General features: G+C 52.7%; 11 protein-coding genes. 10 read left to right on the top strand and 1 reads right to left on the bottom strand.

What is annotated here, in order from left to right:
• The first annotated feature begins 86 nt into the window (after positions 1–86).
• The 8 genes from L977_RS13580 (at position 87) to L977_RS13545 (ending at position 7,709) form a co-directional block, all read left to right on the top strand.
• On the top strand, positions 87–329 hold the full coding sequence (locus L977_RS13580; protein WP_014885441.1) for a YhdT family protein: 243 nt from the start codon (positions 87–89) through the stop codon (positions 327–329).
• Positions 319–1,770, top strand: a complete 1,452-nt coding sequence (panF, locus tag L977_RS13575) for a sodium/pantothenate symporter (RefSeq protein ID WP_014885442.1) — start codon at positions 319–321, stop codon at positions 1,768–1,770. Before L977_RS13580 ends, panF begins: the two co-directional genes overlap by 11 nt.
• An 11-nt stretch (positions 1,771–1,781) precedes the next feature.
• Entirely contained in the window at positions 1,782–2,663 is an 882-nt protein-coding gene (prmA, locus tag L977_RS13570) for a 50S ribosomal protein L11 methyltransferase (RefSeq protein WP_047625985.1), read from the top strand.
• A gap of 128 nt (positions 2,664–2,791) precedes the next feature.
• Positions 2,792–3,532, top strand: a complete 741-nt coding sequence (locus tag L977_RS13565) for a carbonic anhydrase (protein WP_047625984.1) — start codon at positions 2,792–2,794, stop codon at positions 3,530–3,532.
• Between the two features lie 330 nt (positions 3,533–3,862).
• On the top strand, positions 3,863–4,828 hold the full coding sequence (gene dusB, locus L977_RS13560; RefSeq protein WP_014885445.1) for a tRNA dihydrouridine synthase DusB: 966 nt from the start codon (positions 3,863–3,865) through the stop codon (positions 4,826–4,828).
• A 23-nt stretch (positions 4,829–4,851) separates the two neighbouring features.
• Positions 4,852–5,148, top strand: coding sequence for a DNA-binding transcriptional regulator Fis (gene fis / locus L977_RS13555; protein ID WP_000462905.1), 297 nt, complete (start codon positions 4,852–4,854; stop codon positions 5,146–5,148).
• A gap of 179 nt (positions 5,149–5,327) precedes the next feature.
• Positions 5,328–5,492 (top strand): DUF2556 family protein, encoded by a 165-nt coding sequence (locus L977_RS13550; RefSeq protein ID WP_047344602.1) that lies wholly within the window; start codon positions 5,328–5,330, stop codon positions 5,490–5,492.
• 135 nt (positions 5,493–5,627) lie between these two features.
• Complete coding sequence (locus L977_RS13545) at positions 5,628–7,709, top strand: putative bifunctional diguanylate cyclase/phosphodiesterase (RefSeq protein WP_047344603.1); 2,082 nt, start codon at positions 5,628–5,630, stop codon at positions 7,707–7,709.
• Here L977_RS13545 and envR read toward each other — a convergent pair.
• Positions 7,625–8,341, bottom strand: coding sequence for an acrEF/envCD operon transcriptional regulator (envR, locus tag L977_RS13540; RefSeq protein ID WP_047344604.1), 717 nt, complete (start codon positions 8,339–8,341; stop codon positions 7,625–7,627). The genes L977_RS13545 and envR overlap by 85 nt on opposite strands.
• 388 nt (positions 8,342–8,729) lie before the next feature.
• Between envR and L977_RS13535 the strand changes: the two genes are divergently transcribed.
• A complete protein-coding gene (locus L977_RS13535) occupies positions 8,730–9,869 on the top strand; it encodes an efflux RND transporter periplasmic adaptor subunit (protein ID WP_014885449.1) in 1,140 nt (379 codons plus the stop codon).
• 11 nt (positions 9,870–9,880) lie between these two features.
• Positions 9,881–10,109, top strand: a 229-nt coding sequence (locus tag L977_RS13530; protein ID WP_047625983.1) for an efflux RND transporter permease subunit, incomplete at its 3' end; no start/stop codon positions are given.

The raw sequence follows: 10,109 nt of genomic DNA, 5'->3' as shown, positions 1-10,109 counted from the left end.
AGTTTCTGGCGCAGCAGAAAATGATTTGGTATCCCCCCTGCAATGCGTACAATCCGCCTCTCACTATGAATTATCCAGGAGAGTGGATGGACGCTCGTTTTGTTCAGGCCCATAAAGAAGCGCGCTGGGCGCTGTGGCTGACCCTTCTCTATCTTGCCGCATGGTTGGTAACCGCTTACTTACCTAATTCAGACATCGGTATTACCGGCCTGCCTCACTGGTTTGAAATGGCGTGCCTGCTGGTACCGCTGGTATTTATCCTGCTGTGCTGGGCGATGGTTAAATTTATCTACCGGGATATTCCGCTGGAGGACGATGATGCAGCTTGAAGTCATTCTGCCGCTTGTCGCATACCTGCTGGTCGTATTTGGCTTGTCCATTTATGCCATGCGGAAAAGGGCGACCGGCGCCTTTCTGAATGAGTATTTCCTCGGTAGCCGTTCGATGGGTGGCGTCGTGCTGGCCATGACGCTGACGGCCACCTACATCAGCGCCAGTTCATTTATCGGCGGTCCCGGTGCCGCGTATAAGTACGGGTTAGGCTGGGTACTGCTGGCCATGATCCAGCTACCTGCCGTCTGGCTTTCTCTGGGTATTCTGGGTAAAAAGTTTGCCATTCTGGCCCGGCGCTATAACGCCGTGACGCTCAACGATATGCTGTTTGCACGCTACCAGAGTCGCTTGCTGGTATGGCTGGCAAGCCTGAGCCTGCTGGTCGCCTTTATTGGTGCGATGACGGTGCAGTTTATCGGTGGAGCTCGTCTGCTGGAAACGGCAGCCGGGATCCCCTACGAGACAGGGTTGATTATCTTCGGGGTAAGCATTGCGCTGTATACTGCGTTTGGCGGATTCCGCGCCAGCGTGCTGAACGATACGCTGCAGGGAATGGTCATGCTGATTGGCACGATCGTTCTGCTGGTGGGCATCGTTCATGCTGCGGGTGGACTTACGCATGCGGTGGAAACCCTGGAAGCTATTGATCCGAAACTGGTCTCGCCGCAAGGCGCGGATGATATTCTTTCTCCGGCATTTATGACGTCGTTCTGGGTGTTAGTCTGCTTTGGGGTGATTGGTCTGCCCCATACCGCCGTGCGCTGTATCTCCTATAAAGACAGCAAAGCCGTTCACAAAGGCATTATTATCGGGACGATTGTCGTCGCGATCCTGATGTTCGGCATGCATCTGGCGGGTGCATTAGGACGTGCAGTCATCCCTGACCTTACCGTGCCGGATCTGGTGATCCCGACACTGATGGTTAAAGTGCTGCCGCCATTTGCCGCCGGGATTTTCCTTGCTGCGCCAATGGCCGCTATTATGTCCACTATCAACGCCCAGCTACTGCAAAGCTCCGCGACGATCATTAAAGATCTCTATCTCAACCTGCGTCCTGAGCAGGTAGAAAATGAACGTCGCCTGAAGCGTATGTCAGCCATTATTACGCTGGTGTTAGGGGCATTGCTGCTGTTAGCCGCATGGCGCCCGCCGGAGATGATCATCTGGCTGAACCTGCTGGCGTTCGGCGGCCTTGAAGCCGTTTTCCTCTGGCCGCTGGTGTTGGGTCTCTACTGGGAACGAGCCAATGCTGCAGGCGCGCTGGGCGCGATGATTGTTGGCGGTGTGCTTTATGCCGTACTCGCAACGTTTAAGATTCAGTACCTGGGCTTCCATCCTATTGTGCCTTCGTTACTGCTAAGTTTACTGGCGTTTGTGGTGGGGAACCGTTTCGGTCAGCCCGTCCCACAGTCCGCTATGATTTCTACTGATAAATAAAGAGTTTTGCCATGCCGTGGATCCAATTAAAACTGAACACAACCGGCGCGAACGCCGAGGAACTGAGCGATGCGCTGATGGAGGCCGGCTCGGTCTCCATCACCTTCCAGGACACGCATGACACGCCGGTCTTCGAGCCGCTGCCGGGCGAAACGCGCCTGTGGGGTGATACCGACGTCATTGGACTTTTCGATGCCGAGACCGACATGAAAGAGGTCGTCGCGATTCTGGAAAACCATCCACTGTTAGGTCCAGGTTTCGTGCACAAAATCGAACAGCTGGAAGATAAAGACTGGGAACGGGAGTGGATGGATAACTTCCACCCGATGCAATTTGGCAAGCGTCTGTGGATCTGCCCAAGCTGGCGCGAAGTGCCAGATCAAAACGCCGTCAACGTGATGCTCGACCCGGGCCTGGCATTTGGTACCGGCACCCACCCGACCACCTCCCTGTGCCTGCAGTGGCTGGACGGTCTGGATCTGGCAGGAAAAACCGTGATCGACTTCGGCTGCGGCTCCGGGATCCTCGCTATCGCGGCGCTGAAACTGGGTGCGGCAAAAGCGATTGGGATCGACATCGATCCGCAGGCAATTCAGGCCAGCCGCGATAACGCCGAGCGTAACGGCGTCTCCGATCGTCTGGAGCTGTATTTGCCGGATGCGCAGCCAGCGGCCATGAAAGCCGACGTGGTGGTCGCCAACATCCTGGCAGGCCCGTTACGTGAACTGGCGCCGTTAATCAGCGTACTGCCCGTTGAGGGCGGTCTGCTGGGGCTTTCAGGTATCCTGGCAAGCCAGGCCGACAGCGTGTATGAAGCCTACGCGGATCTCTTCGCCCTTGACCCGGTGGTAGAGAAAGAAGAGTGGTGCAGGATCACCGGTCGTAAAAAATAAGCATTTGGCGTGGTCATCTGACCACGCCTCTCCTCCACTGATAGTCCTCTCTCCCAGCGCATTTCTCCGGTAAAATAACCACACAAATCATAATGATTTGAATTACAACAATTCACCGGAAGAATATTATGAAACACATTACTGGCAAGGCAGCGCTGATTGCGCTGAGTATGATCTCGACATCAGCTTTCGCTTCACACTGGAGCTACGAAGGGGAAGGTTCTCCGGAACACTGGGGTGAACTGGACGAGGCCTACAAGACCTGTCAAAACGGGATGAATCAGTCTCCGATTAACATTGAATCGACCGCAAACGCCCATTTCTCTCCGCTTAAAACGCACTACATTGATGGCCCCATGACGTTGACGAACAATGGCCATACCATTCAGGCCAGTGAGAAAGCGGATACCCGCGACACGATAACCCTGGATAATCAAGCCTGGACTCTGCAGCAGTTCCATTTCCACGCGCCGAGCGAGAACACCGTGCATGGCAAAAAATACGCAATGGAAATGCATCTGGTGCATAAAAATAGCGCAGGTGAGCTGACCGTAGTGGCCGTCATGTTTGATAAAGGCGCCGCGAACCCGGAGCTTGATAAGCTGTGGAGCGTGATGCCCCAACAGGCTGAACAGAACATCTCCATTAAGCAGGATCTCAACCTGAACAAGCTGCTCCCGGTCAACAAAACTTACTGGCGCTTCAGCGGTTCACTGACCACCCCACCTTGTTCAGAAGGCGTCACCTGGATTGTGCTTAAGCACCCTCTCACGCTCTCAGCTGAGCAGCTGGAGAAATTCACCCATACAATGCATCACGATAACAACCGCCCGGTACAGGCCCTGCATGGCCGTCTTGTGGTCGAATAATCTGCATTTTTTGCCCTGAGATCATGTTCTAAAATGCGACAGAGATCGCAAAGAAGTGAGGAAATCTGCTGCGAAAAACAGCAGATTATCCCGCTCAACTGTCGCGTTTAATGAGAAATGATGAGAAGTTACGGGAAATTGCAAGCGCTCATAAAACAATCATTTAATTATAACCCAATGATTTAAATGATGAATAATTTTTAACGGAATGATTGAGCGGCGATTCCTTGATCTACAACAGTGGATTGTTCAAAGTTTGGCCTTTCATCTCGTGCAAAAAATGCGTAATATACGCCGCCTTGCAGTCACAGTATGGTCATTTCTTAACTCATGCGCATCGGACACCACCAGCTTAGAAATCGCCTGATCGCAGCCCCAATGGCAGGTATTACCGACCGGCCGTTCAGGACGCTGTGCTATGAGATGGGAGCCGGTTTAACCGTATCCGAGATGATGTCGTCTAACCCGCAGGTCTGGGAAAGCGATAAATCCCGCCTTCGGATGGTGCACATTGATGAGCCAGGTATCCGCACCGTGCAAATCGCCGGAAGCGTGCCTGAAGAGATGGCAGATGCCGCGCGCATTAACGTGGAAAGTGGCGCCCAGATTATTGATATCAATATGGGTTGCCCGGCCAAGAAAGTGAATCGCAAGCTTGCAGGTTCAGCCCTTCTGCAATACCCCGATCAGGTGAAGTCTATCCTGACGGCGGTTGTCAGCGCGGTGGACGTTCCTGTTACGTTGAAGATTCGCACGGGTTGGTCGCCGGAACACCGTAACTGTGTAGAGATTGCCCAACTGGCCGAAGACTGTGGCATTCAGGCCCTGACCATTCATGGACGCACTCGCGCCTGTTTGTTCAATGGTGAAGCTGAATACGACAGCATTCGGGCAGTTAAGCAGAAGGTTTCCATTCCGATTATCGCGAATGGCGACATAACTGACCCGCTTAAAGCCAGGGCTGTGCTCGACTATACGGGAGCTGATGCTCTGATGATAGGACGTGCAGCTCAGGGAAGACCCTGGATCTTCCGGGAAATCCAGCATTATCTGGACACTGGGGAGCTGCTTGCCCCACTGCCTCTGGCAGAGGTTAAGCGCTTGCTTTGTTCGCATGTTCGGGAACTGCATGACCATTACGGTCAGGCAAAAGGGTACCGAATTGCGCGTAAACACGTCTCCTGGTATCTCCAGGAGCACGCTCCAGATGACCAGTTTCGGCGCACATTCAACGCCATAGAGGATGCCAGCGAACAGCTGGAGGCGTTGGAGGCATACTTCGAAAATCTTGCGTAATGAAATAAAGAGCTGACAGAACTATGTTCGAACAACGCGTAAATTCTGACGTACTGACCGTTTCTACCGTTAACTCTCAGGACCAGGTAACTCAAAAGCCCCTGCGTGACTCGGTTAAACAGGCACTGAAGAACTATTTTGCTCAACTGAATGGTCAGGATGTTAATGACCTGTATGAGCTGGTACTGGCTGAAGTTGAACAGCCACTGTTGGACATGGTGATGCAATACACCCGCGGTAACCAGACCCGCGCTGCGCTGATGATGGGTATCAACCGTGGTACTCTGCGTAAGAAACTGAAAAAATACGGCATGAACTAATTTCGATTAGCGAAATGCTTGTTTAAAAAGGCGCTACTCGGCATGGGGATGCGCCTTTTTTATTGCCTGTTAATGTTATCGTCAACGCTTTGTAAACCCTCGCGTATCCCGCTTTTAAACCGCAACTTTTCGTGTATATTTCCACCACTTCAGTGGTTCTCTTCTCGCGGACTGACACAATGATTCGTAAATACTGGTGGCTGGTTGTCTTTGCAATCTCCGTTTTCCTCTTTGATGCCCTTTTGATGCAGTGGATTGAACTGATGAGCACTGAAACCGAAAAGTGCCGCAATATGAACTCCGTGAACCCGCTCAAATTAGTGAACTGCTCAGAACTCGATTAACGCCCTGACGTCACTGCCCCCGAATTACCCACTAAAAACGGGGATTTAAAACCCTTTGAGCCGTTACCTTACGGTGATAATGTCTCGCCCTTCTCAACCTCTCCTGCTTAACGTCAGACACGAGTAGAACCGACCATGCTGGTTAGCCAATACAACCTTATCCTTGTAGTTCTCTCCTTCGTTGTGGCCATCCTCGCGTCGTATACCGCACTGAATATGGCGGCACGCGTCGCCGGAAGTCAGGGCGTCGCCGCCCGCGTCTGGTTGGCTGGCGGCGGTATTGCGATGGGCATTGGCGTGTGGGCTATGCACTTTATCGGCATGCTGGCGATGGACCTCTCCATGAGCATGAGTTACAACGTCAGCCTGACCATTTTATCCATGGTCATTGCCGTGGGTTCTTCACTGTTTGCACTCTGGCTCGTCAGCTGTGAACAACTGCGCTTGCGCCGTCTGCTACCCGGCGCGCTGGTGATGGGAAGCGGTATTATCGCCATGCATTACACCGGTATGGCCGCGCTGGAAGTGAGACCCGGTATCGTCTGGGACACGTTGTGGGTGGCCATTTCAGTCGTCATTGCCCTTGCCGCTTCGCTTGCTGCATTGTGGCTGACCTTCCGCCTGCGTCACGAAGCGGCTCAGGTCGTGCTGATGCGTCTGGGTGCCGCCATCACAATGGGCATTGCCATTGCCGGTATGCACTACGCCGGGATGAGAGCCGCGCAGTTTCCAATGTCGACGATGACGCACCATGTTGGTATTAACAGCAGCTGGCTCGCCATGTTGGTCAGCGTCGTCGCGCTCTCTATTCTTGGGATCACCCTGCTGGTGTCGATGCTGGATGCCCGTCTTCAGGCACGTACTGCCCTTCTGGCCTCATCGCTTGCAGAAGCGAACCGGGAACTTGCTCAACTGGCGCTGCAGGATACGCTAACGCGTCTGCCCAACCGCATCCTGCTGGAAGACCGACTCGATCAGGCGATCAGTAAAGCCGATCGTGAAGGAACCCATTTTGCGCTGATGTTTATGGATCTCGACGGCTTTAAAGCCATCAATGACGCCTATGGTCATGATGTCGGTGACAAACTGCTGGTCGCCGTTACGCAGCGTCTGCTGCTGCTTCTGAAGGGCCAGTTCACTCTTGCACGTATCGGCGGTGATGAGTTTGTTCTGCTGGCTGAGGGCGAAGGCCCGGACGATGCGGCCTCGCTGGCAAATTCGCTGGTACGCGCGATCGATAGCCCGTTCAACCTCGACCCGTATGAACTGATGGTGACCCTCAGCATTGGTATCGCTTTTTATCCTCACGACGGCAAAACCGAACGCGAGTTGATGTTTAACGCCGACGCGGCGATGTACCACACCAAGCATATGGGCCGAAACGGTTATCACTTTTTCCAGCCTTCCATGAACACCCTGGCGCAGACCCATCTTCAGTTAATGAACGATCTGTGGATGGCCATCGAACGCAATGAGCTGCGCCTGTTGTATCAGCCAAAATTTCACGCGCCCGCAGGACCTCTCCTCGGGTTTGAGGCACTGTTGCGCTGGCAACATCCTAAGCAGGGACTACTGACGCCGGATCTTTTCCTGCCACTGGCGGAAAAGACGGGGCTTATCATCCCTATTGGTAACTGGGTGATCAATGAAGCCTGCCGCCAGCTGAGAGAATGGCATCTTCAGGGACATCAAGACTGGTCAATGGCTGTAAACCTGTCGACATTGCAGTTTGAACAACCATCACTGGTTAAAACGGTTCTCGACTGCCTGGAGTGCCATCAGGTACCGCCGGAAATGCTGATCCTGGAAGTTACGGAAACGACGGCAATGAGCAACCCGGATGAGAGCGTACGGGTGCTGACAGAATTGACGAATGCAGGCGTGAAAGCGTCCATTGATGACTTTGGAACCGGGTATTCAAGCCTGCTGTATCTCAAGCGCTTACCGGCCTGTGAACTGAAGATCGACAGAGCATTTGTAAAAGAGTTAAGCGGGGAAAGCGAGGATGCCACCATTGTCTCGGCGATTGTGGCTCTCGCAAAAACACTTAACCTGAAAGTCGTGGCTGAAGGTGTGGAAACCGAAGCCCAGCAAACCTTTTTAACAGAGCTGGGTTGTAACACCCTTCAGGGTTATCTGTTAGGCAAACCAGCCAGCGCGCAGACCATAGAGGCGCTTTGTGCGCGAGGTGAAATGTTGCCTGGCGCTGAGCTGTAGTCATCCTGCGGCGACACGCGCAAGACAGGGAGTGTCGCCAGAATACTGTCGACCAGCGCGGGTGCCTGTTGATAGAGATTAAAACTGTCGGTATTCATTAACCAGTTTTTAATGATTCCGCTAAAAAAGCCATGCAATACAATCATGGTCAGTTCAACATTCATCTGCGCCGCAACGATTCCCTGAGAAATACATTTCTCCAGCGTAATGCGTAAAGAATCATAATTAAAGCCAATGCGTTTACGGATTTCATCTTCTGAAATCATCTCGCTATGAAACTCACATTTATGATACAGAATTTGTAAAAGCGCGCATTGCCGGGGTTCATGCGCGATATACTGTAGCGCAGTAATAAATTGCTCACGGAGCATTAACAACGGGTCATCATTTTCGGAAAGAGAAAGCCTGTCGCGAATAATGTCACGCAGCGGTAATTGCTGTTCCCAGATCGCATTAAATATCTCTGCTTTACTGGTAAAGTGCCAGTAGATGGCACCGCGCGTAACCTTTGCGGCATCCGCGATATCCGTCAGCGTCGTGCTGGCCACGCCACGCGTCGCAAACTGCTCGATAGCCGCCTCAATCAACTGCTGCCGGGTCTGTTGAGCCTCTTCTTTCTTTTTACGCGCCATAGGCAGCTACTCGTTATTCACTGGGTTTATACGTAACCTCGGGTTCGGATGGCTGAAATTATTCCCTAAAACCCGTTTTCATTTTGCACAAAAAAAGTCAATTCCCTTAATTCATAATTAATACAAATGTATAATCAATATTTAATTCATGGCGTGAATACTTTAAGGCATTAAACCCTCTTTCTCTGGTTAGCCAGGCGGGGAGTTTATTCATAGCTTCTCCGGGCCCCATTCTGATTTTCCCTTCAAGCCTCGTCATTCGCACTTATAAATTAAAAAACATTAAATATCCTCATTATTATACGCAGCTACATTTTATTTTTTATCCCTCTGCCCCAACGACCGTTCTACGGCAAATCTCGGTTAATGGGTATTTAAAGGAACAGTAATGACGAATCATTTCAGACGTTTGCCCTTATCCGGTTTCATTGTCTGCGCTGTACTGCTCTCTGGATGCGATGGCCAGGAAAACCAACAACAACATCCCCAGGCACCTCAGGTCAGTGTGCATATCGTGAAAAGCGCGCCGCTGGCGGTCACCACTGAACTCCCGGGCAGAACGGATGCATTCCGCGTGGCGGAGGTTCGTCCGCAGGTTAGCGGTATCATCCTGCGTCGTAACTTCACGGAAGGTAGCGATGTAAAAGCAGGAGATTCGCTTTACCAGATTGATCCTGCGACCTATCAGGCGGCTTACGACAGCGCGAAAGGTGAGCTGGCGAAGGCCCAGGCGGCGGCCAATATTGCGCATCTGACAGTGAAACGTTATCTCCCGCTGGTAGGCACCCAGTATGTCAGCAAGCAGGAGTATGACCAGGCGGTGGCAACAGCCCAACAGGCCGATGCCAGTGTTATCGCCGCCAAAGCCGGCGTCGAAAGTGCACGTATTAACCTTGCCTATACCAAAGTGACGTCTCCCGTCGATGGGCGCATCGGCAAATCCAGCGTGACAGAAGGTGCTCTCGTCACGAACGGGCAGGCCTCTGCACTGGCAACAGTCCAGCAGCTTGATCCGATTTACGTCGACGTCACCCAGTCCAGCAATGAATTTATGCGCCTGAAACAGACAAGCCTGCAAAAAGGCGACACGGCCAGCAGCGTTGAACTGCTGATGGAAAATGGTCAGCCTTATCCGCTGAAAGGAACGTTGCAGTTCTCAGACGTCACGGTGGATGAAAGCACCGGCTCGATTACCTTGCGCGCCATTTTCCCTAACCCTCAACACCTTCTGTTACCCGGGATGTTCGTTCGCGCCCGCATTGATGAAGGCACACAGCCGAATGCAATTCTGATTCCCCAACAGGGCCTGACCCGTACGCCGCGAGGTGATGCAACCGTCATGGTGGTTAACGATAAAAACCAGGTTGAGCCACGCACCGTCGTTGCGCCTCAGGCCATTGGCGATCGCTGGCTGGTGACGGAAGGGCTGAAAAACGGTGACCGCGTGATTGTCAGCGGATTACAAAAAGCCAGACCAGGTGCCACCGTCGTCGCCACCCCAGATACCACCACAGCGCCCGCCAGTTAAGGAACGACGACATGGCTAATTTCTTTATTCAGCGGCCGGTTTTCGCCTGGGTACTTGCCATCATTTTGATGATTGCAGGCGGGCTGGCTATTCTCAAACTGCCCGTTGCCCAGTATCCAACGATTGCCCCGCCAGCCGTTGCGATTTCCGCAACCTACCCCGGCGCAGATGCCCAGACGGTACAGGATACCGTGACCCAGGTTATCGAACAGAACATGAACGGTATCGATAACCTGATGT

The sequence above is a fragment of the Enterobacter sp. ZOR0014 genome (assembly GCF_000798855.1).
In the GTDB taxonomy this organism is placed as follows: Bacteria; Pseudomonadota; Gammaproteobacteria; order Enterobacterales; family Enterobacteriaceae; genus Enterobacter; species Enterobacter kobei.
This window is presented reverse-complemented; position numbering and strand designations above follow the sequence as displayed.